This is a genomic window from Enterococcus sp. AMC1086, assembly GCF_058216575.1.
Genome location: NZ_CM177100.1, coordinates 658,605 through 683,345, shown reverse-complemented (window position 1 = coordinate 683,345; position 24,741 = coordinate 658,605). Strand labels below are relative to the sequence as shown.

General features: G+C 35.0%; 25 protein-coding genes. 5 read left to right on the top strand and 20 right to left on the bottom strand.

All coding sequences use genetic code 11. From position 1 onward, the window contains the following. Nucleotides 1-72 precede the first annotated feature (72 nt). On the bottom strand, nt 73-261 hold the full coding sequence (locus tag AC4BC4_RS03265) for a serine-rich class II lanthipeptide (protein ID WP_490476765.1): 189 nt from the start codon (nt 259-261) through the stop codon (nt 73-75). A 122-nt stretch (nt 262-383) separates the two neighbouring features. Then, complete coding sequence (locus tag AC4BC4_RS03260; RefSeq protein WP_490476764.1) at nt 384-2,858, bottom strand: SpaA isopeptide-forming pilin-related protein; 2,475 nt, start codon at nt 2,856-2,858, stop codon at nt 384-386. A gap of 242 nt (nt 2,859-3,100) precedes the next feature. Here AC4BC4_RS03260 and AC4BC4_RS03255 point away from each other — a divergent pair, with 242 nt between their 5' ends. Further along, on the top strand, nt 3,101-3,973 hold the full coding sequence (locus AC4BC4_RS03255; protein WP_438757220.1) for a helix-turn-helix domain-containing protein: 873 nt from the start codon (nt 3,101-3,103) through the stop codon (nt 3,971-3,973). Between the two features lie 25 nt (nt 3,974-3,998). Here the strand turns inward: AC4BC4_RS03255 and AC4BC4_RS03250 are convergent, their stop codons facing one another. The 6 genes from AC4BC4_RS03250 to AC4BC4_RS03225 form a co-directional block, all read right to left on the bottom strand. Continuing rightward, nucleotides 3,999-6,239, bottom strand: a complete 2,241-nt coding sequence (locus tag AC4BC4_RS03250) for a vWA domain-containing protein (protein ID WP_490476763.1) — start codon at nt 6,237-6,239, stop codon at nt 3,999-4,001. A gap of 36 nt (nt 6,240-6,275) precedes the next feature. Further along, nucleotides 6,276-6,935 (bottom strand): hypothetical protein, encoded by a 660-nt coding sequence (locus tag AC4BC4_RS03245; RefSeq protein ID WP_438757222.1) that lies wholly within the window; start codon nt 6,933-6,935, stop codon nt 6,276-6,278. Nucleotides 6,936-6,951: 16 nt separating this feature from the next. Next, nucleotides 6,952-7,824 carry a BsaA family SipW-dependent biofilm matrix protein gene (locus AC4BC4_RS03240; RefSeq protein ID WP_490476762.1) on the bottom strand — a complete coding sequence of 291 codons (873 nt, stop codon included), beginning with the start codon at nt 7,822-7,824 and terminating at the stop codon, nt 6,952-6,954. A 57-nt stretch (nt 7,825-7,881) separates the two neighbouring features. Next, nucleotides 7,882-8,646: a hypothetical protein gene (locus tag AC4BC4_RS03235; RefSeq protein ID WP_490476761.1), complete on the bottom strand. Its 765-nt coding sequence runs from the start codon at nt 8,644-8,646 to the stop codon at nt 7,882-7,884. A gap of 35 nt (nt 8,647-8,681) precedes the next feature. Beyond that, nucleotides 8,682-9,731 carry a BsaA family SipW-dependent biofilm matrix protein gene (locus tag AC4BC4_RS03230; protein WP_438757225.1) on the bottom strand — a complete coding sequence of 350 codons (1,050 nt, stop codon included), beginning with the start codon at nt 9,729-9,731 and terminating at the stop codon, nt 8,682-8,684. A 91-nt stretch (nt 9,732-9,822) separates the two neighbouring features. Beyond that, entirely contained in the window at nt 9,823-10,572 is a 750-nt protein-coding gene (locus AC4BC4_RS03225) for a signal peptidase I (protein WP_490476760.1), read from the bottom strand. Nucleotides 10,573-11,041: 469 nt separating this feature from the next. Here AC4BC4_RS03225 and AC4BC4_RS03220 point away from each other — a divergent pair, with 469 nt between their 5' ends. Further along, entirely contained in the window at nt 11,042-11,611 is a 570-nt protein-coding gene (locus AC4BC4_RS03220) for a recombinase family protein (protein WP_438757227.1), read from the top strand. Nucleotides 11,612-11,977: 366 nt separating this feature from the next. Here the strand turns inward: AC4BC4_RS03220 and AC4BC4_RS03215 are convergent, their stop codons facing one another. The 3 genes from AC4BC4_RS03215 to AC4BC4_RS03205 all read right to left on the bottom strand — a co-directional run bounded on the left by AC4BC4_RS03215 (nt 11,978) and on the right by AC4BC4_RS03205 (nt 15,018). Further along, nucleotides 11,978-12,292, bottom strand: a complete 315-nt coding sequence (locus tag AC4BC4_RS03215; protein ID WP_490476759.1) for a DMT family transporter — start codon at nt 12,290-12,292, stop codon at nt 11,978-11,980. Then, a complete protein-coding gene (locus AC4BC4_RS03210) occupies nt 12,289-12,624 on the bottom strand; it encodes a DMT family transporter (protein ID WP_438757229.1) in 336 nt (111 codons plus the stop codon). Before AC4BC4_RS03210 ends, AC4BC4_RS03215 begins: the two co-directional genes overlap by 4 nt. 1,065 nt (nt 12,625-13,689) lie before the next feature. Then, nucleotides 13,690-15,018, bottom strand: a complete 1,329-nt coding sequence (locus AC4BC4_RS03205) for a C1 family peptidase (RefSeq protein WP_490476758.1) — start codon at nt 15,016-15,018, stop codon at nt 13,690-13,692. A 144-nt stretch (nt 15,019-15,162) separates the two neighbouring features. On the opposite strand from AC4BC4_RS03205, the gene AC4BC4_RS03200 reads away from it, so the two are divergent. The 3 genes from AC4BC4_RS03200 to AC4BC4_RS03190 all read left to right on the top strand — a co-directional run bounded on the left by AC4BC4_RS03200 (nt 15,163) and on the right by AC4BC4_RS03190 (nt 17,579). After that, on the top strand, nt 15,163-15,537 hold the full coding sequence (locus AC4BC4_RS03200) for a GntR family transcriptional regulator (protein ID WP_490476757.1): 375 nt from the start codon (nt 15,163-15,165) through the stop codon (nt 15,535-15,537). A 14-nt stretch (nt 15,538-15,551) separates the two neighbouring features. After that, entirely contained in the window at nt 15,552-16,934 is a 1,383-nt protein-coding gene (locus tag AC4BC4_RS03195; RefSeq protein ID WP_490476756.1) for a PH domain-containing protein, read from the top strand. 165 nt (nt 16,935-17,099) lie between these two features. Further along, nucleotides 17,100-17,579 carry a GNAT family N-acetyltransferase gene (locus AC4BC4_RS03190; RefSeq protein WP_490476755.1) on the top strand — a complete coding sequence of 160 codons (480 nt, stop codon included), beginning with the start codon at nt 17,100-17,102 and terminating at the stop codon, nt 17,577-17,579. A gap of 79 nt (nt 17,580-17,658) precedes the next feature. Here AC4BC4_RS03190 and AC4BC4_RS03185 read toward each other — a convergent pair whose 3' ends face one another. From AC4BC4_RS03185 to AC4BC4_RS03145, 9 genes are all read right to left on the bottom strand, one after another. Further along, nucleotides 17,659-18,276, bottom strand: a complete 618-nt coding sequence (locus tag AC4BC4_RS03185) for a P-loop nucleotide/nucleoside kinase family protein (protein ID WP_490476754.1) — start codon at nt 18,274-18,276, stop codon at nt 17,659-17,661. 4 nt (nt 18,277-18,280) lie between these two features. After that, a complete protein-coding gene (locus AC4BC4_RS03180; RefSeq protein WP_490476753.1) occupies nt 18,281-19,144 on the bottom strand; it encodes a class II fructose-bisphosphate aldolase in 864 nt (287 codons plus the stop codon). A gap of 24 nt (nt 19,145-19,168) precedes the next feature. Then, entirely contained in the window at nt 19,169-19,567 is a 399-nt protein-coding gene (locus AC4BC4_RS03175; RefSeq protein ID WP_490476752.1) for a tetratricopeptide repeat protein, read from the bottom strand. Nucleotides 19,568-19,582: 15 nt separating this feature from the next. Further along, entirely contained in the window at nt 19,583-20,872 is a 1,290-nt protein-coding gene (locus AC4BC4_RS03170) for a PTS sugar transporter subunit IIC (RefSeq protein ID WP_490476751.1), read from the bottom strand. Between the two features lie 27 nt (nt 20,873-20,899). Continuing rightward, a complete protein-coding gene (locus tag AC4BC4_RS03165; RefSeq protein ID WP_438757238.1) occupies nt 20,900-21,205 on the bottom strand; it encodes a PTS sugar transporter subunit IIB in 306 nt (101 codons plus the stop codon). A 24-nt stretch (nt 21,206-21,229) separates the two neighbouring features. After that, entirely contained in the window at nt 21,230-23,326 is a 2,097-nt protein-coding gene (locus AC4BC4_RS03160; RefSeq protein WP_490476750.1) for a BglG family transcription antiterminator, read from the bottom strand. 201 nt (nt 23,327-23,527) lie between these two features. Further along, on the bottom strand, nt 23,528-23,728 hold the full coding sequence (locus AC4BC4_RS03155; RefSeq protein WP_490476749.1) for a heavy-metal-associated domain-containing protein: 201 nt from the start codon (nt 23,726-23,728) through the stop codon (nt 23,528-23,530). A gap of 37 nt (nt 23,729-23,765) precedes the next feature. Then, nucleotides 23,766-24,212 (bottom strand): CopY/TcrY family copper transport repressor, encoded by a 447-nt coding sequence (locus tag AC4BC4_RS03150; protein WP_438757241.1) that lies wholly within the window; start codon nt 24,210-24,212, stop codon nt 23,766-23,768. Nucleotides 24,213-24,364: 152 nt separating this feature from the next. Continuing rightward, nucleotides 24,365-24,676 carry a rhodanese-like domain-containing protein gene (locus AC4BC4_RS03145; protein WP_438757242.1) on the bottom strand — a complete coding sequence of 104 codons (312 nt, stop codon included), beginning with the start codon at nt 24,674-24,676 and terminating at the stop codon, nt 24,365-24,367. Nucleotides 24,677-24,741: the final 65 nt, after the last annotated feature.

Below are 24,741 nucleotides of genomic sequence, written 5' to 3'. Positions count from 1 at the left end.
CTTTGGTTAAAAACAAGTGCTAGACAAGTCACCCATCAAGATGAACTCGTCTAGCAACTCGCTTATTTTAGATTACCATCCGCAACATCTTGAAGAGCAGCAGCTATAGCTACATCTTGTAGAGTAACAGCTACTTGATGATGATGATGATGAAGATGATGAAGACCAACTCCAGCCGAAGCTTCCTTGTACTTTATTCATTTCTTCTGGTGTTAATTCTTCAAAGGATTTCCCAACTTTTTTCTCAGCTTGTTTGTTCATAGTGTGTTTTCCTCCTAATTTTGTTTTCGATAATAAAATGTGCACCTTTATTACCATCTATTTAAAATAGATTGTTGTTGAAACAATCTATCTTAAAACACTTTTGCATTCACTGATCCAGCTTAAATTACTAGTCTGATGATAGTGAATTTATTTGCTTCGATTTTGAAGCTTGTTGGTTTAGGGGTGAAAGTATAACTTTTTACAACTGGTTCGATTTCATATTCACCAGGCGGCAAGTAAATACTCATTTGCCCAAATGTATTAGATACAACAGTGGTTTCAAATGTCCCACCTTTAATACACGTGATATTGTATTCCAAGCCTTTTAGTCCTTGTTTTGCATCATTACTTGAAAGATAAACTAAGGCCCGACCTTGTTCTTGTTTCGGTTTATTATAAAAAGTTGCTTCTGTAATTTCTCCTGCAGCAATCGATTTATTTTGAGTCGTTGTATCGATTTCATAGCCGTCTGGCGCCTTTGTTTCAGTGATTGTTACTTCTCCCTCTGGTAAATCCGGGAAGAAAAGCTCACCTTGGGTATCCGTGACGCCTCTATGAATCGTTCCAGTTGAATCCTTTACTTCAAATTCTGCATTTGGTAAGACGGTATCTGTTTCGAAACCATCTTCATCTTTGGCAAATTTTGTGATTTTCAAAGCACCCAAATTTTCTTTTTTGATATTCGCATGTCTCACTTCAGCTATTTTCCCTGATTCAACTGATACTTCATAAAAAGTCGAGTCTTGTTCATAGCCTGGTGGTGCTTCGATTTCAACCACGTAATATTTTCCTGGCTCTAAATCATTTAAAAGAATTTCTCCATTAGCATTTGTCGTGTAAGTTCCTAAGAGTTGTGTATTAGTATCATAGACTTCAAAAACAGCACCTGCTAAATACACAGTGGGGTCTGAGTCTTTCACATATTTAGTGATTTTTAAAGAACCCGTAACCGGTAATTCTATTTTTTTATTGACTATATCAATAGATGCTTTACCATTTGGATCCGTTTTAGATAGTGTGATAAATTTTGGTGTCGTATCTAACTCATAGCCTTCTGGCGCTTTAGTTTCAATCAATTTATACGTGCCATATGGTAGGTCGTTTAATTGACCGATTCCATTGGCATCTGTTGTGATTTTTCCAACCAACTCATCCGTTGCGCTATAAACATCAAATTCAGCTCCAGCTAAGACAGCTCCGTTTTCATCTTTTTTCACTACTTCAAGATTTCCAGTTATTTTTTCTTTTTTATTCACAATAGTTATACTCACTACACCGTTTAGATCATCTTTAGAGATCGTGATCGTCTTCGGTGTTGCATTTAATTCATAGCCTTCTGGGGCTTTGGTTTCAATTAGTTTGTAGGTGCCGTATGGCAAGTCTTTCAATGTTGCTACTCCATTGGCATCTGTTGTGATTTTCCCAACGACCTTGTTGTTTGCATCACGAACGTCGAATTCGGCGCCGACTAATAACTTACCTGTTTCATCTTTTTTGATTACTTTAAGTGCACCTGTTGTGATTTTTTTCTTGTTTAAAATGGTGATACTAACCTTACCGTTCGGATCGGTTTTAGAAACTGTGACATATTTTGGTGTTGTATCTAATTCATAGCCGTCTGGTGCTTTTATTTCCATAATTTTATAGATGCCATATGGTAAGTCTTTTACTACTGCTACTCCATTGGCATTCGTTGTCACTTGTCCAACTAGTGTCGTGTTGCTATTTAAAACGATGAACTCTGCTCCAGCCAAGGCTTTGCCAGTTTCATCCTTTTTGATTATTTCAAGTTCTCCTGTCGTGATTTCTTTCTTATTTACTATATTGATGCTAGCAATTCCACTTGGTGAGCTTGCAGAAATAGTGACGTATTTCGGCGTTGTATCTAGTTGATAACCATTAGGTGCTTTCACTTCGATCAATTTGTATGTTCCATAAGGAAGATTTCCCAAAGTTGCGATCCCGTTAGCATTGGTCGTGATTCTTCCCATATATTGATTATTTGCGTTATAAACATCAAACACAGCACCGGCTAAAACTTGATTTTTTTCATTGGTTTTAATGATTTTAAGACAACCTTTTTGAACTGGTAACGGCTTGTTACTTTTCGTTATACAAATAAATTGCCCTGACCTAAGAAGGCTAAAACGCATCGCGCTTGTCTCCAATTGATAGCCAGATGGAGCTTTTGTTTCGCGTATAGAATAATTGCCGAGACGCAATGACCGTGTTTCAGCGATACCATTGTTGTTTGTTTGAATGACTTGGACAGGTCGATTCCAGCTGTCATAAATTGTGAATTGTGCACCTGACAATCTCGCATTCGTACGTTCATCATATTTGATTACTTGTATACCACCACATGATACTGGAGCAAAAAATCGAGAAGTTGCATTCGTACTCTCTGAAAGATCATTTTGAGTATTTGATATGTAACCATCTGTATACGTAGTTCCTGTCTGATTGTTTATAGCAGACCCTATTGACCACGATCCATTACTTTGAGTTGCTTCAGCTTGCTTGGCACCTAAGACGCCCAAAGTTAATAAAATTAAAGCGAATGAAAAAAATAAATAGCTGATTTTCTGTTTCATAAAATAAAGTTCCCCCAACAAGTTTGATTTTTGACGTTTTTGAATACTAATTTTAATAAGTGATGAACCAAATAAATAATGTGATCATAATGCTCAACTCCTCTCAATTTTTCAAATTAATTTAATTCGAAAATTTATATTATTATTAGATATTCATTTAATGTTTTTGTTATAATAACATAAGCATTACAAATTTATTCGCAAGGCAAAGTATTTTTTACCACTAGAGAGGAGCATCATTTTTGAACCATTATGGAACATTATTAAAGAAGATCCGGCAAGAAAAAGGACTTAGTCAAAAAGATATTTACGAGGGTATCATGACTAGGCAAACCTATTATTTGATTGAAACAAATGCCAATATGCCATCTTTTGACAAATTTCTAATGATTTTGGAAAAATTGTTTATTTCGGTAGATGAATTTCTATTTTTACTGGATCCTGAATCATTTCCAACCGAGAATCATTTATACCACCAATTAAGCCAGGCAGTTTTTAAAAAAGATAAGGAGAAGCTCATTTCACTTACAGAAAGATCTAAACAGTTGTATAAAACAACAGACAATAAAAAATACGCTCACTTAAATTTGATCACACAAGCAATGCTTTATTTAAACTCCGATAAGACCGAGTCTAATACCATTAGTACTATGAAACAGTTGATGCTTCCAATCAAACAATACTTGATTGGTATCGACAAATGGTATCTCTATGAATTAAAGCTTTTAAATAATTCTTTATACTGTTTTGAGCTCTCAGAGGCCATCGCTTTAGGAACCTTAGTCGGAAAAAAAATCGACGTTCTAGGTACTCTAGAGCAATATCAAGACATCAAGCTACGCATCTATCTAAATCTTTCTTGTTTATGTTTAAATAGCCAAGACTATGAAAATACTGTACTTTTTTCAACTTTGGCCAAAGAAACAGCCCAAACTAATTACCGACTATTTGAAACGATCATCGCAAGCTTAAATTATGAAATTGCCCAAGCAGTGATCCATAAACAGCCAGCTAATTCTACTATCAAAAACTACCTTGCTATTTTAGAAACGTTAGAGCAGCAAGTAACTGTAAAAGAATTCAAAAAAATCTTAAAAACGAATGGTATTTATTAAAAATTATTTGTTTTTTTTATAAAAATTATGAACCAAACTGGTTTACTTTGTAATCCCAGCTATATGGTCTAGGTGAAACAACAGGTTCTCCATCACTATCTTCCCCAATATAGGGTGTGATGAACATCGTTACCCAATACTCATTATCCTTTTGATAATCTAAAAGAGCTTCATTGTTCTTGACTAAAGCTGACGTGTTACTAGAAAGGTGCGTTACATTTAAAGCTGAATTTGTCGTAGTTGCAATATAGCCAAAAAATGTATAATATTCTGGAATCAGATCTTTGATTTTAAGCTGCTTTTGTTGTTTTGCTAATGTAATTTCATATTTTGTAAAAAGTTCTTTTGATACATCAGTTGCTGAATCTTTGGTTGTACTTTCAGAAATTAGATTTATATTTTGCTGTGTTTCATCAATCACAGATCTATAAAATCCTTTTGAAGGAACGACTAACTCAGAATTTGGTTTAAGCACACTTTGACGGATATTTAAAATAATTTTTTTCGTTTCTGGAATTTTCTTATTTGTAACAATGATTTGCTGGTGTGCATAGGCCGCAGCAGTAGCTGCAAATTTAAAGTTGCTTTTTATCCCGGTAGTCGCTAAACCATTGATTTCGATCGTCGTTTCATATTCTTGATTGGCTTTTAGTACTTCTTCTACTGCATAATCCTGATCTGCTTTCCATGGATGCACTATTTTTTTGAGCTCATTTGAGTAAAGAGAAAAGTGATCATTTGTTGTATATTGATCTTTACCATAGCTAAAATCAAACAGTTCTGTTCGATCAGCTATTTCCTCACCTTTTTCATTGTGCAATTTTTTTTGCAAACTAACGATGATTGGTTTGACTTTAGGTACAATGAATTCTGTTTGTTTTACCTGATCGTTATAGTCCTTATAAACGATCGTTGTTTTTCCATTTGTTGCAGCCAATCCATTGGAATCAATGATATTGGGTTGTAAAATATCATTTACAGCATTAACACGATACTTAATCTCAGCAAACATAACATCTTCATCAGGCTCACTAGAAACAGACGTCTTGAGCGTTCCTACGTTCCAATTGATCGTGGGTCGACCAAGAACTTCTTTAATCTCAGTAGTACCTTGAGTAGCGTCGACTTCCCCTTCCATTTCAAAACCTAGCCCCATAGGATCGACAACAAATCCTGATTTGATTGCCCCTACGATTTCTCCAGCAATACCGCTAAGAATATCTTCTAAATTATCAGCTGTTGCAGCAAAACTTTTATCCTCAGAAGTAGCAATTTCTTTCATTGTTTGATTTCCTGTAACAACTTCATCATCTTGAGACGTGGAATCCATATCCACACCGATCGTATAAAAATCCGTCACCACATACTCACCATTCGACATTTTTTCGTTTTTAGCAATCGTTGCCTCAGCAATTGCACTGTGTGCATGATTAGCCATTAATCGATTTTTAGAATTGGCTGGCATTTGTTCATACTCAGGAGCAAATGCACCGATTCGATAGCGTGCACCATTTCCATATGTTTTGTTGTAATTGAATTTTTCTTTTGGAATTGTTTTGACACTTTCATAGTAGGTATAGTCATCTTGTCTGTAATCAAATTTATCCATACCGATCAGCTGATTATATGGCTCCGTAGGTGGATAACTATAGGTTGGAACCCCATCTGATATCAACACAATATTTCTTTTTTTTCCTGTTGCCTTTGCCATAACCTCTGTTGCAGATTTTATGCCGGCTTGGGTAAAGGTCCCGCCGTTCACAATGGGTTCTAGTTCTTTGATTTTATCAGTCAACAACCCTTTGTGCGCAGCATCGACAAATTGTTCACTCCAGCCACTGTCATTAAATGTATAGTTTGTGACTTCCGAACTATACGTAATAAGTGCGATTCTATTATCATACTCTTTACGTAAAACCATATTTACAAACTTTTCAGCCGCAGTTTTTGCTTTGATCATGCGGTCATTGTCTTTCATACTTCCTGATGTATCGATGATCAACACGATATCTGTTGGAGGTGGTGGAAATTGATTACGACCCTCGATACGAAGCGTGATATCCCATTGATTGACCATACCAGCAACTGGTTCGGCTGTTTTGCTTAATTCTATTTGTCCCGGCTGTAATTCTGTTTTTTTAGCCGCTTTGACAGGAGCATTCGTATACGACAATGAGGATTGTGCCGCATAAACAGAACCAATCAAGCAAAAAATCAGCATAAACCATTTAAAAAATATCAATTGCCCTTTTTTCTTTTTTTTCAAAGCGGCGCCCTCTTTCCTGTCTTTATAATTTTGAATCTATTCATTGATGGTTTGATTTTTTAATTGATCATCTATCTCTAAAGCTGGATTATTTATGGGTATTTCTCCATTCCACCAAGCATCTCTATAAGCGAACTTTGTCGTGCTGACTCCTTCTGCTTTGACTTCAAATGATAACCGGGCACCTACATATTCTTCGGTGATATTTGCTTGGTTCATTTTCACTTTGGTAAACAAATTTGGTGTACTTTCACCTTTTGTTAGTTTCTTTTTATAATAAAAATAACCATCTTTACCGTTGATCCAGTCATTTAAATTATAATCAATACTTAGGACAGGAGCTGTTCCATCAACAGTTGCAGGCAATAATGTGAGTGAACCACCTGGCTGCTTTTTTGTAAGTACGGGTAATGCCAAGACGCGAATAAAACTTTCCTGCTCGCCTGTATTTTTTATCGATACTTTTTTTAAATACTCTTTTTCAGGTTCAAATGACATTGGCGGATCAAACTCTTCTTCTATTGAAGTTTGAAAGTCACCAAGCCTAAATTCGTTCTGCATTTGGTCACTATCCGTCAAAGCTGCATATGTTTGGTATAATCCATAGGAAAGACTGACAAGAATCACTAAGAAGCTTGTAAATAAAAAGAGCCGTTTAGCAGTTGGATACTTTTTTGAAGTCTGCGTTTTCTTCACAATCTTTTCACTCCTTTTAGTCACTTAAACGCTCATGATACATGTTGTATATCTCTCCAGAGGTACCAATATTCCACATACTTAAAAGTCCTTTTGTCCCATCATGTGCATCCATTACTGGGTTCAATTGATAGAGAGAGCCTTTAAATTTGTTGGGAGCATCAGGGCTTAATCGAATATTTTTCATTACTGCTGCACTTATTTCATTGGGCTGAAGCAATTCAGAGTAGTAAAAATACCCATCTTTATATAACCAATACTGCTTCGTTCCGATTGGAGGCGTTGAAGCATAAACGTTATCGGGAAAGCCTAACTGAAACCAACGTAATGCTGTTTTATTTCTAGTACTATCTCTGAACTTATACATTTCTGTACCCGTAAGTTGACTCGGGACAATTGCGTTTTCAGCAATAAGGTTTTTGCCTTCATACAAATAAGTTCCGCCAACTTTAGCCGCTGGTTTCCATGATTCTGTGTTTTTTTGATCAACGGTTGGTGACACCTCGTTTTTAGAAATTGCTAAGTTACCATTGCCCGTTTGATCTGTGGTATCGATTTTGAATGTTAGTAAGTATTCATATAAATTGATTCGAACAAATGCAGGTATATTTCCAGTATTTTTGACTTGGATGATTTTTTTTGTCGTTAAGCCTGGCTGCCATTCAACCTCAGGTTCAAATTCTTCTACGATTTCGGCTGATAATCTGGTTCCCACAAAATGGTTGACCTCACTATCTTCTGAAACGAACCACGCGTATGTACTTCCTAGAACCATCAAACCAGAAAAGAGAAATGTACAGACTGCAATAATCAGTTTCGTGTTTACTTTTGCTTGTTTCTTTTTTCTTTGTTTGTTTCTTTTGACAGAATTTTGTTTATTCTTTTTCACACTTCACTGCCTCCTATAGCTTGATCGTTCTAAGAAATCCAGTTGCTAATTTTGCATTTATTGATGTTTTATTTTCTTTCTACAAGGTTTTTTTTCCTGTTTTTTATGTTTAACTATCAATAAAGAAATTAATATCAAGAACAAGCCTATACACGAAAAAATCAAAGCATTACGCCATTCTTCTCCTGTATTTGGCAGTCTTAGTTTACTTGTTAGGTTTTCTAAAAAAGTTTTTTCTGGTTGATCTGATTCTGAAGTATCAGGTAAAATCGTTTTTATCGCTTTGAAGTACCAAATATTCTCTACAACATTTTTTTCAAAAAAATCTCTATTAGTATATGATTTTCCATCCAACTCAAAGTGTGCTTCCAACATTTTGGAATCGCCACCTTTAAACGTGCCCAGATTTAATGGCGTTGATTTATCTTGAAGGTTTAACGTTTTGTTTACACCGGATAAAGATCCTTTATAGACTTCTTTCCCTTCGTAAATCAATGTCATCTGAATCGCTTTAGACAAGTCTAATGATCCTTTGACCAGTGTCGATTTACTTATGTTCATTGTTAGGAGATAGGGAATATCTTTTTCAATATTGATGATCGTAATTTTTGTAGACCATTTTTTCCCTGGCGCTACATCTCGGATGTCAACGAGATATTGACCATCATTTTTTATTTTGATGCCTTGATCATCACCGGCCACTATTCCAGGAGGAAGATTGGACTCAGAATTTACTTCAACAGGTTTTAAGGTAAGTGATAGACTAATCAGTAAGATTACGCCTGCGAGTATCCACTTTTCTCCCCTGTATTTTTTTTTCATCCTTTTTCCCCCTCAAAATAGATAGCTGTTTTCATTTATTTAGCAGGTACTAACGCTTTTAATGCTGTAGCTAAAGCATCATTGACACCTGCTGGCAACCAATCATCGACAGCGTCCTTATAAGCCGCAATTCCTTGCCCTTTTACCGTTAGGTCATAGCTCAATTTGCTGTATTCATTTCCAGCTGAACCTAGTAATTTCACTGCATCCATCAACTGTGATGTATTCGCACCTGGATCTAGTACACTTGTATAATAGAAATAACCATCAGCAGCATTGAAATACCATTTATCCGCAACTTTTGGATCGGTTGTGATATTGTTGAATGAAATTTGGATATTTCCTGATCCTGTTGCAGCTGGTGCATTCCAAATCAAGGTGCCATCTTGTGTGAATGTTGGCGCATAAACAGGCGCTTGTGTCCATTGTTTTTCTTCAGCAGCTTTATATTCTAGTGAAACGTAGCTAAGTGCTGGTGTTCCTGATTTTACGCTAATTTGATTTGTTGCATTACGAACAAATCCATCAATTCCACTTGCATAATATAAAGAACCGCCTTTTTCAAAAGCGTAACGATACGTATACGTCGTTTTTGTTCCAACTGTTTCAGCTTTTTCTTTGACTTTCAATGTATAAGTTCCAGCGAAATCTCCTGCTGCTATAGTGATTTTTGGTGCACCAGTACTGTCAAAAGTAGAGTCTGTGAAGCCAGCTGGAGCATCTGTACCTGGTAATACATAAACGTCTTTACTTGTCTTCCCTTCAAGTTCAGCACCAGTTGTCGGTTTTGCTTGATAGTCTTTCAAGAGTTTCAGTGATTCCGCTAAAGAGACACGAGTCAATGTTTTGTATTCACCGATATTTTGAATTGCTACATCTTTGTTTACTTCTGAACCTGGATCCCATTCGGTTGGTGGTTCAAATGTTTCCACTACTTCAATGTCTTTTCCTGTTGCAATCTGACCTTCAAAATGGTTGGTTTTTTGGTCTTCACTCGCAAACCAAGCAAATGTTGCCGCAGCTATTGCTGCAAGTGCGAAGGCACTTGCCAACGCAAGGACTTTTTTCTTTCTGTTTTTATTCATTTCTTCTGTTCCTCCTAATTTTTTTTATTATTAACTTTTTAACAAGGGTGATAGATAGCCTCTTTCACTTCTTATTAGAAAGTAAATATCTTTATTTATTTAAAATATAGTATCTGATGATCGTAATAAAACCGAAAACTGAGATTAAAAAGATAATCGAGACCAGCGTATTTTCACGTACAAAACTTAGAAATGCACCGATTTTAGGAATCACTACGATTTTTTTCCCGACCACTTGTTTTTCATTGACCGGAACATCTTCCGCCAAGTTAGCATCACCTTGTGTGATATAATAAGTGCCTTTTGTATCGCCTAAATGATCTAGCTTTTCTTTCACTCTATGGGTCAAAAAGGCCTGGCTTTTGATACTTGGTCGAAATGTGATAATATCACCTACTTCAGCCTTATTCCCCGCAATATTTTTTATGATGATCACGTCTCCAGAATGAAATCCCCCTTTTTGCTTTTCTGGGTCTCTGGGCACCATTGAATCCGTTAGTACACCCAAAAATCGATAACCAAAAATACTTTTATCCGCATTTTTGGTAGTTGCAAAAATGATCGATCCAACAACCATGAACAAAATACAGCAATAAAAAATAATATTAAATAACACTGTATAAATAGGCTTTTTAGGCTTATGATGCGTGACGGTTTTTTTTCTTTTAGAAGCAGAAACCTGCTTTTTTTTCTTTTTTCCAGATTGCGGTTTCCTGCTTTCTGACTTGGCTGTTGGTTTCGAACGATTAGATTTTTTGCTCCCATTTACTGCCTGTTTCGATGATGATTTTGCAGGTCTTTTTCTTTTATTTGGTTGTTTCTTCTTTCGCTCTTCCGCCATTTTTTTAAACCCTCACTTTGCCTTGAACTTCACAAAACAATGATTCCTCCATTTAATAATTAAAAAAATCAACTAATATAAGCTCTATAGAATAAGCTTTTCATTATGGGATTCAAGCCATTTGCACAGTCCAAAAAACTAATGATATTGAGAAAATCAACTAAAACGCAAAAAAGAAATACGTTTGAGTGGATAAATCCCTTCATAACGTATTTCTATATTGTTTCCTCTAAAAAAATTACAGGCGTTTAAGCTCTATAAAAATCATTAGTTTATTATAGAGGAAACTGAAAGTCAATGGTATTTGAAATTTTTTTTTTACTCTTTGTATTATTGATCTAAAAGGCGGTGGTCATGATGTTTTAGTAACTTTCATTCAGCTGTTTCAACCGTTGAATGAGTCTACAACTTTATACGTTTCACTAGCAACACAACAATCCAACCATCAATCATTTAGAGGTGTTTATCAATGGCAGTGATCGGCTATATGCGTGTCAGTACGCATCAGCAAAAATTTGATTCTCAACAAAAAGCGCTTGAACGATATGGCGTAGATTTCATTTACAAAGAACGTGAAAGTGGTCGAAAGACATCCAGAAGCGAGCTAAACAAAGTATTGTCTTGCTTAAAATCAGGTGATACACTGGTTATATTCAAGCTTGATCGGTTAGCTAGAGGAACGAAGCAACTCCTGAGTTTATTAGAAGAATTTGATCGGAGAAATATTCACTTTGTCAGTATTCAAAACAATATTGATACAACAACTGCAATGGGACGCTTTTTTTTCACCGTTATGGGTGCCTTTGCCGAAATGGAAGCGGAATTGATTCGCGAAAGGGTTATGGCTGGTCTTGATGCAGCCAGAGAAAACGGTAAGCAGCTGGGACGTCCACCACGAACAAAAGAGGTAAACGAAGCCTTAAACCTGTATACTAATTCAGATTTATCTGTTCCTGAAATTGCGAAGAAATGTAATGTCTCAGTCCCCACAGTGTATAACCATATCAAAAAGCAAAATAAAATCAGAAAAGTAAACTAACACACAGGATCTGCACATAAAAATGCAAGGAAAAACTAAGAACAATCAATTAATCTTATGAATGTACAGCATCTATCTAACTTATTTAATATAGGTCATACATACTACAAAAGGAAAAAAACTTGGAGTTTAAGTCTCCAAAACCATAAAATAGAAGACCGAAAATTATAAAAAAAGATTTTCAGTCTTCTATTTTTTAGATAAGTAGGAGAATCATGTTTATTATTTAGCCTATTCAATCAAGACAAAGAAACAGATCGTTCAATTCCTAATACAAGCAGTTTGCGGGAATTGATAGATTTTTGTTTAAATTTTTTCTTTTGTTCTTTATGATACCTGTGCCTCGAGATCTCCAATTTACCTAAATCATTCAATCAATTTTAACCCCATAACGGATACTAAAATGATCCCGATAAACACAATTCTACGCCAATCCTTGGACTCACCATAAAAAACCATCCCTAAAATAGCTCCTCCTGCTGCGCCAATTCCTGTCCAAATCGCATAAGAAATGCCCATCGGCAACTCCCTCATTGCCAAATAAAGAAAAAGGAAACTACTGCCAAAAGTCAGAAACAATAAAAGTAATGCATTTTTATCTTTGTTTTGGTTAAAGCGATTGATAGTTCCAACACCTAGCATTTCAAACATTCCAGCAACAATTAAAAGGACCCAATTCATTTTTGACCCGCTCCTTTCTCACCTGTTACAAATTTCAATCCCATAACGCCAGTTAGTAACACTCCGATCAGTAGAATTTTAGCTAGCTTAAATTCTTCACCAAAAAATAATATACCTGTAATCACTGTACCTGCTGTTCCTAGCCCAACAAATACCGCATAAGCTGTTCCAACTGGTAAAGTTTCTCCTGCTTTTATCAATGCGTAAAAACTAATGCAAATAAAAATAAAAGTCAATAACATTTCCCACCATGTATTACTATGTTTCAGCCCAATCACCCATAATACTTCAAAAAATGCTCCAATCATTAATTTAAACCAATCCTTGTTCATAAAAATCCTCCTAGTTTTATCTTTTTTTACTCTCTCCCATGAAGCTAGATAGCATCGTTTCATCTTGTGCTTCTCAACAAGTGTTCAAAACAACAAATAAAAAAAGCGTCAATCAACAATTCTATCTATGGCCTAAGAATTGTCGACTCACACTTTTACTGATAAGCAGCCGGCGCTAGTTATCAAAAGTTATTTTGATTTAATTAATTATTTCAATCTGTTGAAACTATTTATCATTCTACTCCATAATGATAAAATTGGCAACAGCTAATTTCTTTGGTATTTATTAAATAAAATTTAATAAATTCAAAAAATTATTAAAAACACTTTTTAGGCTACAATAGTAACTATATTGTCTATCAATCCAATCATTTTTATTGCTATTTATTCTAGTCGATCTCCAATAATCGTGTTATATTAAAAAAAATGCAATTTATTTAAATAATTCTGAAAAATGTTGCTCCATGATTTTGTAAATATATTCAACATATGATACACTGATATTATCAAAAAAAGATTCCTAGTGAATCGGTCAACGTTGATATTACTTACTTTAGGCGGTAGTAATATCAACGTCTTTCTTTTGTCCACACAAATTATAACACACTAAAATCTTTTTGAAAATCTTCACATACTTGGCGTAATGAAAATCTCATCTCATTGTTAAAAGAGGTTATTTTTCAACTACTGTTGGTGAAGAAATCCAAGTAAATTAAATTGAATCATCATAAAATAAAGCGTAGGAGAAACTCTTCTGCGTTCTTTTTTGTTTTTCTGAAAAAATGAGTAAGTATAAAGAAATTCTATGTTTAAAATTATAGACTTTACGAAGCTTACAAAGTGATAATTAAGCTTAGAAGGCTAAAATTCAATTGATAAGATTTTTTATAAAACACCTTACGTTCTTCTTTTATTAGGTTTCAGTCGATTTAATTCTAAGGAAAACAGAATATCTTTTTCTATTATTTTACAAAAAAAGATGCCAGTGATTTCTCACCAACATCAGAAAGTACAGAACTGCAAAAATAAGATTTTTTTGTGCTTATAAATAGTCGTGGTTTATGACTACGCCAAAGCGCCCATTGGATCCCAAGGTGCTAAAACAGTGGGTTCTTGTTTCCATACTTCTTGTAATTCTTTCGACAAAAGATCTTTACGAACAACGATTTGATACGTATATTCATCCATCCAAGCATCACTCATCACAAAGAATCCTTTATCGCCGACTTTTTCACCCCAGCTATTTTCTACTTTCCATTTAGTAGAAACACCATCGATCATATCCACTCCAGTTAAGACCATCGCATGTGTCATTAGGCTTTCACCGAAATCTAATCGTTGGGCTTTGGTCATTGTAAAATCAATATCGAATAAATCATTCATATCATAAGCATCTAACGACATGATCCCACTATCTCTTGTAGAAGATTGACCCACATCACAACCAAACCAAACAGATTCTCCTTGTTCTAATTGAGCTATAGCTAATTTCTTGAATGTCGTCATATCCAAATTGATATATTTTACTTCTTTGCCGCCTACAACATTTCCTAGCATTTCTACAGTATAGGTTTGATCGTAAGGTTTGTCCGCAGTTGGCGCATTGATCACACTTACATAATCATCTAGATTCACGCCAACATATTTTTCATAAAATGATTGTGGTGTTAAGCCTCGATCCAAGTGATAGTTTTTTTCTTCGTCACGGTATTCAAAATCAATTTTTTCCGGCGGTGTTCCTAATGAAATCGCTAAAAAATTATAGACTTCTCCAAGCATCGTTTCTTTGGCTGATTGGATATCATTCGCTGTTTTACCACTAGCGATCAATTCACGTAAAATCGTTGCATCTTTTCTTAATTTTTTATTTAAATAAGTATTTAAGTCTCGCGAATTTGAGCTATTACTACTTTCAGGCATAGCCGTTTTAGGCACAACCCCATATTTTTGGAACAGGGAAACGATCATATCCCATTGTCCACCATCTTGTTGTGGTGTTGCCAATAAAAAAGCAACTTTTCGGCTGTCTAGTTCTTGATCAGCAGTCGCAATGATATTTTCATAGAAATAATTCGATTTTTCAAATTTATCCCAGAAAAATGTATAGTTTTGAGAAAGTTCAAAATCTTTTAAATTAAAGCTATTGACCATTTTGTGTCTAAATGTATTCAATGCTGCAAACATCCAGCAACGTCCACTTTGTTTTTGATTAGCTACTTTTCCAGTTGCAATATCCACTGAAAATACTGGAACATTATTTACTTCAGCACTTTGATTTTGGGCCGAAGCTGTAATCCCATTTTTGACAACTCCACGCTGTAAAGCATTTTGTTTGTTATTTTCCACAAATGTGTTGTGAAATTTTTGTGTTACTGCAGGTTCGATTACTGACATATTGATTCATCCTTTCACTGATAGTTTTCTCTTCCCATTATATGCCTGAATTTTCAATCTCTCAAGTTTTTATTAAAATAAAATTGCTTTTTTGCATCACCTGTATTATTATATGTAATACAAAGAGCAAAAAGAGGTGAACACATGTTATTGGAAATAAATACTCAAAGTCAAATGCCAATTTATCAACAGATTTGTAATCAACTTATTTTAGGGATCGCTACAAAGAAACTGAAACCTGGCGAGAGTCTTCCTTCCGTTCGACAAATGGCAGATGAAATTGGCGTAAATATGATGACCGTTTCAAAGGCTTACACATTATTGAAAAATGATGGCTACATTCTAACTGATCGCCGAAATGGAACGAAGGTTGCTGAGAAACAATCGCTGAGTCTTTCTTTTCAGGAACGTTTTTTAAAGGAGTTAGAACTGTTATTAGCAGAGGCTTCTATCCATCAGCTCTCAGAAAATATGATTCAAAAAGAAGTTAAACAGATCTACCAAAAATTTGAACAGTAAAAGGTGTGTTGAAAATGAATTTTTTTCATTATTTATTACTTGTTGGTGTCAACTTTATAATGGCTTTTGCCGGAAGAATTCCTGCAAATCCGCATAAAAATATTATTTTAGAAACGACTTTGCCAAAAAATAAACTTAAAGACGAACAAGTTTTATTCGTTACTAAGACGTACAAAAAAAGATTAGTACAGTGGGCATTTCTATTCTCTATTTTAGCCCTTCCTATCATAGTCATTCCTTATGATTCTTTGACTTTACTCTATTTTCTAGTCATGACGATCGGCTTTATTGGAACTTCTTTTTACTTACAAGTTATCTATATTCGGAAAATGACAACTGTTAAAGTCCAAAATAATTGGATTTTACCTACTAGCCCAATTTTAGTTGATACAAAATTAGTGGCAAATAAAAATCGTAAATTAATTTCCGTTTGGTGGTTTTTACCAAGTATACTGATCACACTTTCAGGTTGTGTGTATACGTTTAAAACAATTGGTTTATCCAATGGAAACTGGATTATTTGCCTTATTTCTCTTCTTTTGGCAGGTATGTTTCTTCTTTTCTATTATTTTATTGCACGTTTCCCAGTAAAACCGTTGACAAGCGACGAAACGATCAATCAGCAAGTCAATGACCAAATGCGTCATCATTGGTCTGTTTTAATGGCTGTTTCAGCATTAGTATTGAGTCCTTTAGCCTTTATGTCCACTTGTTCGGTTATGGTGCCTTATGAACAAATGATGCTCTTTTTAATCGGTTATGCGGTTTTGATTCTCGTCTTTGTAGTATTCACTTTTTACTATTTATTTTCAGCCAGAACGAAACAAGATCAATTAATTGCTCAGGCCAAAGAATATCGCTATAGTGACGAAGATCAATATTGGAAGTACGGCATCTATATCAATCCAAATGATAAGAGAGTCATCGTGCCTGATCGTGTGGGAATGAATATCTCAATGAACTTAGGTACACTTGGTGGAAAACTAGTTATGAGCGTGACTGGTATCTTTGTTTTGCTTGCTTTAATTGCAGCAAGTATTCCGATGTTGCTCAGTGATTTCTCTGCTAATCCGTTCGAATTAACGACTACGCATAATGGCATTTCTTTATCCGCGCCATTAAGTCAATCAAGAAAAATCGATTGGAAAGATATTGAATCTGTCGAACTGATCGATCGTCTACCTAAAGATAGAATCCGTATTTATGGTACTGCTACTGAAAATTATTTAACTGGCGAATTTCAGGTTGATAATAAACCTGCTTATTTACTTGTTTTAACCGATAAAAAACCAATTTTAGAAATAAAAACAAAAGATAAAGTTTACTACTATACAAATAAAGATAATAAATTGACTAAAAAAGACTATCATAATATCCAAACAATTAGAGAGCAATAAAAAACAATGACCTCTCCTCTCAATACTTGCTTATTAAGAATTGATATACTTCCATGTCTGATAAAGTAATTATTTTGCTAAAAAATGCATGATCTTGCAAATTATGCTTTGACATATTTCCATTATGTGATTAAACTAAACATAGTGAATAGGAGTGAACAACAAATGAATGTATTCAGTTTGAGAGATTATCAACAATCTGATTTAGAAAGCATACTTACCATATTTAATGGTACGGTTCAAGCAATCAATAAAAAAGATTATACGCAACAACAAATTGAACAATGGATTCAGCCAGAACCTGATTATGTCAAATGGCATAGAAACCTTTCTTCTAGTTACGCAAGAGTTGCTTTAAATAGAATGGAAGTCATTGGTTTTGGTAATATTACAGATACGGGTGAGCTTGATTACCTGTATGTAGATAAAAAATGGATCGGCTATGGTATCGGAAAAATGATTGCCACAGATTTAATGGACCATGCATTTAAAGCTGGTGTAAAAGAAATTACTGTATATTCATCGATTACAGCTAAACCATTTTTTGAATCTCTTGGATTTGAGTTAGTACAACAAAAAGTCCGTTATCGTAATGGTGTCATGCTGATGAATTATTTGATGGTTTGTCGCAAAGATAACAAATAAATCATTTATATTACCAATCAAAAACAGAGACTTCTACTGATTTTTTCACTGAGGTCTCTGTTTTTGATTTTTATTTTGTTCAGTGCTCATTCTCAATCTTATTTTTCAAGTATTGGATCAATCCACTATACTCGACTTTTTCAAAATCTGTCACATCAAACTCATGAATTTCTCCTAATTCAAATTGATCATATTTTCTTGTTTGAATTATTTTCTTGAATTTATCTTTGGTAATGAGATCATCTGCTTTACTGCGGTCATCTAATCGATCAGAAAAATGATAATGTGTCATTATGTGACTAAGGTGCCGATCTGGTTCTATATCCCGCACTTTTCTTCTTTCCCATAACACTTCGAAATCTGCAACCAATCGTATCGTGATTATTTCATAATTATGCGTATAAGCTAACTGTGCTAATTTATTTTTTTGTTTATCACTGAATGGATACTCTGATACGATCACCTGTTTTCCAGCATCCATATACAATGTCAAAACGCCATAATAAAACTGCCAAACCTTCTTTTCTAACTGCTCTTTTTCAACAAGCGTATCAAAACCGACTGAATCAGCAAATAATTCCTTGCCTTCATCTGGTGTGATCAGAAATAGAGTCGGAATTTGTTCACGGATTTTCTGAATCAAATACGTTTTTCCTGTTGCTGGGCTGCCTGCAAGTAAAATCAAAAATTTCTTCATCTGACTACCCTAAATGGACGGGACTTTCTAGATTCATAAATAAGCCTATTTTATGTTTGACAATATCATGACATACTTCATTGGCTGGCATGACATTGTAACGTAATGATTTATTGATTGCAGTCTCTTCAAATGAGTCCTTGGCAGTTTTAGTCCACTGAACTAAAAGCTCTGTACCAACGTTGAACTTACGAATACCATTGTTGATAAGTTCTGGGTAGTCCTCTTCTTTGACGCCTGTTCCTCCATGGATCACAAGGGGAATATCAACAGTGGCATGGATTTCTTTTAATAACGGTAAATTGACTTCTGTTTTGGATTTAAATTGACCGTGATTCGTTCCAATCGCAATAGCCAAAGCATCAATTCCTGTCGCTTCTACAAAAGCAAGTGCATCTTCTGGTTTTGTATAGACTTTGTCATCTTCTGCTACATGAATCCCCTCTTCAGTCCCTCCAATTGTTCCTAATTCACCTTCAACTGAAACTCCTTTTTGATGAGCATATTCAACGACTGCTTTTGTTTTTAAAATATTTTCTTTAAATGGCAAATGAGAACCGTCATACATGACCGAAGTGTATCCAAGGTCGATCGCATCTTTAATATCGTCAAAATTTCTTGCATGATCTAAATGAAGTACGGCATCCACCATTTCTTTTTCAGCCATGGTTTTGACGACAGAAACCAAGACATCATACCCAATATATTTGGCTGTATCTACACTGGTTTGGATAATGATCGGCGCCCCCATTTCTTTAGCTGCTCGAATCATTTCTGGAAGCATTTCTAAATTGTGAGCATTAAAAGCCCCCACCGTAAAATTCAGTTCTTCCGCTATTTTTGTGACTTCTTTCAATGTTGTATACATTTTGTTCTCCCCTATCTATCAATTTTACTGACCGCTGATCGTAACCTTTTTAGCAATTTGTCTCATATCATCCATCTTATTCATCCATTGATCAATTCCAGCATCATCCCCATTTTTTGCAGCCTCTGCCCGTTTTTGATTGTACAAACTCATTAATTTTTTATATCCTGAGCCAATACTATTTTTAAAAGACTGGCTTTTTTCTAACGAAGCGATGGCTTGATCAATTTCATTTAGTTGAACTAATAATAAGCCCATTTCTTCGTATTTTTCAGCTAGTAATGCCTCTGGTAACTCTGATCCATTGATTGCTACTGTCATTTGATCAATTTTTTGACGGATGTCATTTTTTTGCTGTTCCGTCAGCTGTTCTTCAAGTTCTGTTTTTATGACACTTGTTTTCTTTTTTAGAAAATCAAACATATTTTCACTCCTTCTCTAGAAAGCTTTCATGATCGGGCTAATGATCCAAGCATATAATAAAGCTGCTGCAACAGTGTCCACATCAGTTGCTGTGGCATTGATAAATCCCATGCTGTTAAATATCGTCACTAATAGTGCTGGCAGCAATGTAATGAAAAAGCCATGGGCGACTCCACCGATGATTGCACCACGTCTACCACCGACTGCATTTCCAAAAATACCAGCTGTCCCTCCTGCAAAGAAATTAGTCAGCATCCCTGGCAAAATCATTGCTAAACCAAATGTCGGCAAAATGAACATGGCTAAAACAGCGCCAATCGTTGTTGTGATAAAGCCTAAGATCACTGCATTGGGACTGTACGGAAAAAATACAGGACAATCTAACGCTGGAATAGCATTTGGTACTAGTTTCATTGCGATCCCTCTAAAGGCCGGAACGATCTCTCCAAGTAACAAGCGTACTCCAGCTAACAAAACATACACTCCAACAACAAACTGAATCGCTTGTAAAAAGGCAAACATTACATAATTTTGATTACCCGATAAGGTTGAGCCAAATTCTTCTCCTGCAAATAATACTGTCACAATGTATAAAGGGACCATTACGACCATCACAGATAAATAGGTATCTTGAAGAAATTCAAAAGATTTCGGTAATTTAAGATCTTCCACAGATTTTTTATTTTCGCCTCGTTCACCAAAAAGCCAAGCAACACCTGCTTCAAATAAATACCCTAACGTACAAAAATGACCTAAAGCGATATCATTTGATCCCGTTATTTTTCTGATAAACGGCTGTGCGATCGCCGGCATTGCTACAGCAAAGACCCCTCCGATAAATCCACCAACAACTATCAACACGATTCCGCGAAGTCCAGAAAAATAGCCAAAAACGGTTGTCATCGTCGCCATCCATAAAATAGCTTGACCTGTTAAGAAAATATATTTCCATTTTGTAAAACGAGCAATTAGAATATTAAAAATAAAGATGGCCAAAAACGTTAAAGCTATATCACGCCCTAATCCAAGCTCATTCATTGCCTGACCATTGATTGCCTCAATGGAAGGAATAATTCCTTGCATATGAAAACCTTCAGTAAAAATCTCTCCGAAATAAGTCAAACTTCCAACAATAATACTAGAACCCGCACTTAGTACTTGAAATCCTAACAACGTCTTTAATGATCCAGATAAGACCTGTCCAATCGATTTTTTTTGCAGAATCAATCCTAACATCGCAATCAAGCTGATCGTGATCGATGCCTGAGTCAAAATATTTTCAATGATAAAATTAATTACCCCCATGAAAAGCTCCTCCATTCTATTTTTTTGCTAAATGATGCCTTTTGCTTGTAACACTGGTGTGATTTTTTCATCTATTTCAGTTTTAGAAACAATATTTTTCAGATAGATCATTGCTGTTTTTTCTTCATCTATACTAAATTTCTCAAATTGTGTTTGGAAATTTTGAGCTGTAATAATGATATCCGGATTCATGGAAACAGCCGATGAGATATCTGTATGTTCTAATTTTGCTTCTACCCCTTTTTGATTCAATACATCTTCTGCCGCCATTTGTGCTGCAAAACTACTCCCTAATCCTGCGCCACAAACAAATAAAATAGTTAGTTTGTTCATAATGTTTCGCTCCTGTCGTTTTTATTATTTTGTTTCTTTTGACTCTTCATCGTATAAAATCTTTTCAAATTCAGATACATTCGTACAGTTCGTTAAACGATTTATTTTTGTTTCATCATTGATCAAATCAATCAAACTTTTCATGATATTCAAGTGAGAAAACGAATCTACTGCTGCCAAACAAAAAATAATTTTTACCGGATCATTTTCTTCATTGCCAAAGACAACTGGTTGTGCTAATGTTGCGACACTGATGCCTAAGTTATTCACCCCATCTTCAGGTCTTGCATGAGCCAACGCTAAGTGCTTGCCCATCACAATATATGGACCAAACTCTTTAACAGAGTCGATCATCGCATTTACATAGGATTCTTCGATACAGTTTTCTTTTAATAATGGACAGGCGACTCGTTGAATCGCACTCTCCCAATTTGGACATTTTTCTAATAACAAGATATCGCTCTTCTTTAAGACATCCTTTAGCATCGGCTGCAACTCCCTTTTATTTATCTTTAAATGATTCTTACCAAAGGCCATTTCCAAGCTTTGATACACACTTCTAGAAATGCTTCCACCACTTTCTTCGATCAAATCGAGAACTGTGAAAAAAAACTCAGTAGCATCGCTTTGATTATTCACTAAGCGTTTAAATTGCTTATTTTGTTCTAAAAAGGCTTGAATATTTTTACGGCTTTCAACTTTGATGATCGGATCTACTACTAAGATAGGCTTTTCAAGATAGACTAAATTAAGTGTAGAAAAAATCAAATCGACATCTAATTTTTTGATTAAGTCTATTTCTCCTGTACTTAAAACAGCAACCACATCAATATTGAATAACTCTTTTAAATGTTCTGCCAATAACCGACCGGTAGCTGTTCCATGATTACAAACAACAACTGCCTTATACGTATATTTCAGTTCTTGATTAATTGCACTTACAGAAGTCGAAAAGTGAATGGTCAAAAAGGCTATTTCATCCTCTGTGAGTTTATTTTTAGTGACTGCCTCAATGATCGGTGCAAATGTTTCGATCGCATAATAGATCATTCCATAATAACGTTTTACATTTTCTTTTAATGGGTTCAAAATTTGAATTTCACTCTTTACTCGACTGATAAGACCTGCCATATGTCGATATAACCCTTCGTGTAACGACTCTTCTTTTTTTGAAAAAGGGATTTTTGTTGTTTGTTCCACAAATTGAATTAATTGAATCGATAACAATTGTGCCTGCACCCATTCGACCGAGTTACTTACACTCCCTGTATTAAATGTTTCCAGCATAAAGGTGATATAATTTAGTTCAAATGCTGGTGGTCTGACCGCAAGAGTTCGACAAAGTTGCACGACGAAAGAACGCAATTTATTTTGAGCCGTATCAGAAATTTCCCATGAAGAATTAGCAATCAATTCTTGTTTTAGATAACGACTTAGCCAAACAGCGGTAAACATGACCAATTGATTTCGATAAATGTCTTCTCGTGAGGAGATCGTTTGGCGGTACACATAATCAATCTCTTTCAGTATCTTCTTAGGAATGTAACGAAAGAAATGTCTTTTTGAAACAATCAGACCTGCTTCATTTCCATCAAGAAACCGTAAGCTATCAATTGATTGGTTGATTACATCATAAATCATGGTTCGAATTGTCCGCTCGGATCCTTTTAAAATGATCCCTTGTTTTGGTATACTCAACACTTCAATGCCGTACTTTAGAAGAATAGTTCTAACCCTGCGCATATCTTCGTCCATCGTACTTTTTGAAATTTGATACTCTGTCTCTTTTTGATACAAAAACACTGGCTGCTCAGACAAAGAAAAAGCTAAAATCAAGTCAAAAATCCGTTCTTCTCGATTTAAGTAATCGAATTCATCTTTCTCATCAATAGAGAGCTCTACTTTCTTTTTTTCATTTTGATCAAGTGTTAAAAGCATGCCTTTATTTCTGATTGTTTTTATTTTTGGTAATTTTCGACTGACCAAAAATTCATTGATCTCTTTCATTTCATATCTGATTGTTCGATCACTGATTTGAAAATCTTCGCTTAATTCTCCAAGTGTCACAGGATAATCTGACCAAATAAGTCGTTTCAAAATTTGCATTGTTCGGTCTTTCATTCGCTTCTCTCCTTGTCTGATTTCATTATATCGTTGAAATGATTCCTTGATTAGTGGAGATTATTGCAACATTTATCTGCAAAGATGTAAGCGTAAACATTTTTTACAGATAAATCAAGTAGCTAATTATTCAGTATACAAAAAATAAAAGAAGCGTTAAGTTCCTTGTTTCCAGGAACTTAACGCTTCTTCAGCTCTTTTTTACGCAACAGTAAATTTTGTCTCTGATAATGAATGTTGCAGCTCATCATTTGAGATTTCTCTATTACTTCTTATCAAAGCAGATTTGTTCTCTAAGTCTACACTAACCGTTTGAACGCCTGCAATTTTTCCAACACTTTCCTTGACGATATTTACGCAACCATCGCATTTCATACCGATGATCGTTACTGTTTTTTCCATACGTAAACACTTCCTTAGTTGATTTAGTTTTATTAGTTTAACGCGCGATGTGACACTGACATTGTCCTTTGATACAATTACAGGGAACACTCTCTACAGCTGATTTTCGTTTTTCTTTTAATAGTGACTCTAATGCATCAATGTCCTCAAAGCTCAGTTGACTCTCATTGATTATCGATTCAAGAACATTCCCCACTTTTTTACTGCAAACTTTGGTCAAGATCTCTTTTGAAAGTACCTCAATACTTTTGCGTTCTTCGACTAGTGGAAAATAGATAAATTTGTTGCCTTTTCGTGTTGTTCCTAGCATGCCTTTATCGACTAAGCGGCTGAGTAACGTTTTGACGGTGGTGCTTTTCCACTCAGTCTTCTCATTAAGAATATCTGTCACTTCTTTACTTGTTGTTTCTTTAGTTGCCCAGGCAACACGCATAACTTCCCATTCTGCGTCAGTAATAGTTAGTATTTTTTTCTTTTCAGACATAAAAAGTCTCCTTTTTAATGCGTTCATCATAACTTCCGTAAGAACTACATTCGTAGTCGTTATTTATACTAATAATAACTCCTTTTTTTACATTTGTCAAAGGGAAAATTTTCTCTATCTTTCTATCACTAACCGCTATTCCTACTCTATTTTTATTGATAACTATTTTCTTTTCCGTCCCAAACAGACATACCTTGTGAAACTGAAACTACATTGTATCCATAATTCTCAAGAAAAGAGCATGCATGCTCTGAGCGTACACCATGTTGACAGATCACATAATGCGGCTGATCACGATCGATCTCTGTCATAGCCTCTGGTAATGTGGATAATGGATAGTTCTTTGCATTGGCGATATGACCTGCTGCAAATTCCTCTACTTCTCGAACATCAATAATTGAAACGGGTTCATTGACTGTTAATTCTATTAATTTTTTTAATTCTTTTATCGACACTCTTTCCATCTTATTACTATTCCTCCTGCAGCTTTTTCAAACATCTGACTCATTTTGAAATCAGAAAATTCGTC

Coding starts and splice junctions, on each gene's coding strand:
- AC4BC4_RS03230 (WP_438757225.1), bottom strand. CDS start 9,731: ATGAATAAAAACAGAAAGAAAAAAGTCCTTGCGTTGGCAAGTGCCTTC.
- AC4BC4_RS03235 (WP_490476761.1), bottom strand. CDS start 8,646: ATGAAAAAAAAATACAGGGGAGAAAAGTGGATACTCGCAGGCGTAATC.
- AC4BC4_RS03220 (WP_438757227.1), top strand. CDS start 11,042: ATGGCAGTGATCGGCTATATGCGTGTCAGTACGCATCAGCAAAAATTT.
- AC4BC4_RS03260 (WP_490476764.1), bottom strand. CDS start 2,858: ATGAAACAGAAAATCAGCTATTTATTTTTTTCATTCGCTTTAATTTTA.
- AC4BC4_RS03145 (WP_438757242.1), bottom strand. CDS start 24,676: ATGGAAAGAGTGTCGATAAAAGAATTAAAAAAATTAATAGAATTAACA.
- AC4BC4_RS03215 (WP_490476759.1), bottom strand. CDS start 12,292: ATGAATTGGGTCCTTTTAATTGTTGCTGGAATGTTTGAAATGCTAGGT.
- AC4BC4_RS03175 (WP_490476752.1), bottom strand. CDS start 19,567: ATGTTTGATTTTCTAAAAAAGAAAACAAGTGTCATAAAAACAGAACTT.
- AC4BC4_RS03185 (WP_490476754.1), bottom strand. CDS start 18,276: ATGAAGAAATTTTTGATTTTACTTGCAGGCAGCCCAGCAACAGGAAAA.
- AC4BC4_RS03160 (WP_490476750.1), bottom strand. CDS start 23,326: ATGAAAGACCGAACAATGCAAATTTTGAAACGACTTATTTGGTCAGAT.
- AC4BC4_RS03200 (WP_490476757.1), top strand. CDS start 15,163: ATGTTATTGGAAATAAATACTCAAAGTCAAATGCCAATTTATCAACAG.
- AC4BC4_RS03225 (WP_490476760.1), bottom strand. CDS start 10,572: ATGGCGGAAGAGCGAAAGAAGAAACAACCAAATAAAAGAAAAAGACCT.
- AC4BC4_RS03265 (WP_490476765.1), bottom strand. CDS start 261: ATGAACAAACAAGCTGAGAAAAAAGTTGGGAAATCCTTTGAAGAATTA.
- AC4BC4_RS03210 (WP_438757229.1), bottom strand. CDS start 12,624: ATGAACAAGGATTGGTTTAAATTAATGATTGGAGCATTTTTTGAAGTA.
- AC4BC4_RS03180 (WP_490476753.1), bottom strand. CDS start 19,144: ATGTATACAACATTGAAAGAAGTCACAAAAATAGCGGAAGAACTGAAT.
- AC4BC4_RS03155 (WP_490476749.1), bottom strand. CDS start 23,728: ATGGAAAAAACAGTAACGATCATCGGTATGAAATGCGATGGTTGCGTA.
- AC4BC4_RS03165 (WP_438757238.1), bottom strand. CDS start 21,205: ATGAACAAACTAACTATTTTATTTGTTTGTGGCGCAGGATTAGGGAGT.
- AC4BC4_RS03205 (WP_490476758.1), bottom strand. CDS start 15,018: ATGTCAGTAATCGAACCTGCAGTAACACAAAAATTTCACAACACATTT.
- AC4BC4_RS03170 (WP_490476751.1), bottom strand. CDS start 20,872: ATGGGGGTAATTAATTTTATCATTGAAAATATTTTGACTCAGGCATCG.
- AC4BC4_RS03195 (WP_490476756.1), top strand. CDS start 15,552: ATGAATTTTTTTCATTATTTATTACTTGTTGGTGTCAACTTTATAATG.
- AC4BC4_RS03190 (WP_490476755.1), top strand. CDS start 17,100: ATGAATGTATTCAGTTTGAGAGATTATCAACAATCTGATTTAGAAAGC.
- AC4BC4_RS03150 (WP_438757241.1), bottom strand. CDS start 24,212: ATGTCTGAAAAGAAAAAAATACTAACTATTACTGACGCAGAATGGGAA.